The sequence below is a fragment of the Paenibacillus mellifer genome, from assembly GCF_023195895.1.
GTDB classification, from domain to species: Bacteria; Bacillota; Bacilli; order Paenibacillales; family Paenibacillaceae; genus Fontibacillus; species Fontibacillus mellifer.
Map to the genome: position 1 here is coordinate 1 of NZ_JALPRK010000048.1, position 1263 is coordinate 1263.

The 1263-nt window shown below is 46.2% G+C and carries 2 protein-coding genes; both read right to left on the bottom strand.

Annotated features, from left to right (window positions below):
* Nucleotides 1-37: 37 nt before the first annotated feature.
* Complete coding sequence (locus M0651_RS23900) at nucleotides 38-922, bottom strand: IS3 family transposase (protein ID WP_248554154.1); 885 nt, start codon at nucleotides 920-922, stop codon at nucleotides 38-40.
* Nucleotides 877-1188, bottom strand: a complete 312-nt coding sequence (locus M0651_RS23905) for a helix-turn-helix domain-containing protein (RefSeq protein WP_308195588.1) — start codon at nucleotides 1186-1188, stop codon at nucleotides 877-879. Before M0651_RS23905 ends, M0651_RS23900 begins: the two co-directional genes overlap by 46 nt.
* Between the last annotated feature and the right edge of the window lie 75 nt (nucleotides 1189-1263).

The window sequence follows — 1263 nt, forward strand, 5'->3', positions numbered from 1 at the left end:
TGGTCAAGACCCCATTTAGTGGACATTGTAAAAACACCTAGGCTACAAGCTGTCGTCGGTATTGTACTGGCGGCAGCTTATTTAGCTTTCGTTGCGGTCGGTTATGGTTATAAAAATGAATGTATTCTTCAATTCGCCTTTGTGCCTCGCTCATAGTTCGGATATCATAGGGATAGAGCCCTTCCGTTTTGAGATGCGAGAAGTAGCTCTCCATCGAGGCGTTGTCCAAACAATTGCCTCTTCGCGACATGCTGATTTGGGCGCCAACCTGTTGCAGCATGTCATGATAAGCGTAGGACGTGTACTGGAAGCCTTGATCGCTATGAACGATCAATCCAGTCACGTCTTTCGTCTTTTCAAAGGCCTTAGCAAACGTCTCCAGGACGAGTTGGTTGTCGTTGCGTAAGCCCATGTGGTTGGAAACGATCTCATTGTTGAATAGATCCTTAATCACGGAGAGGTACATCCATGTATCCAAGACTCGAAACTGGGTAATATCTGTCACCCATTTTTGGTTAGGCGCTTGGGTGTTGAAATCGCGCTTTAAGATGTTCTCCGCAACGCGGCCCTGAACGGATGAGGAGTAGTTGCAGCGATGCTTGCGCCGAATCTTTGAGCGTAATCCCAAGGCTTGCATAAGGCGCAATACTTTCTTGTGATTCCACCATACGTGATGGTCTTGGAGTAAGAAGAGTTGAATTTGCCTGTACCCGTATTTGCCCTCATACCGGTCATATACGGCCTTCACCAACTTTTTGGAGGCCTGATCCCGATCTATGTCCATTCGTTTCAGGTAGGCGTAATATCCGCTACGAGAAACGTTGAATAACCCGCAGAGATAGCGAATATTGGAGCCATCCGCTAACTCGCGAATGATTACATACCTTTCCTTTGCACCTCCCGCATCCAGATTTCCAAACACTTTTTTAGCATTCGGTTCTCCCGTTCCAATTGCTTTACATACCGATCCTGGTCTATGTAGTTCTTCCGTCTTCCCCTTTGATCTAAGAGGCCAAACTGCCCTTTCTCCCTGTATTGCCGCATCCACACTTTCATTCGATCTTTATCTTGTATCCCCAAATATTCATTGATCTGACGGTACGTCCACTTATCCTCTATGTGAAGGCGGATCGCTTCCATTTTCAGTTCCTCCGTGTATGACTTGAACTTTTGACCTTTAATCGCCATAAAAAATGCACCCCTTAGAATTCATCGGAATACCCAGGGGTTTTTCCAATGTCCATTCTAAGGGGTGCACTTCAA

Excerpts from the sequence above, each read along its gene's own strand:
- M0651_RS23905 (WP_308195588.1), bottom strand. The coding sequence starts at position 1,188 with ATGGCGATTAAAGGTCAAAAGTTCAAGTCATACACGGAGGAACTGAAA.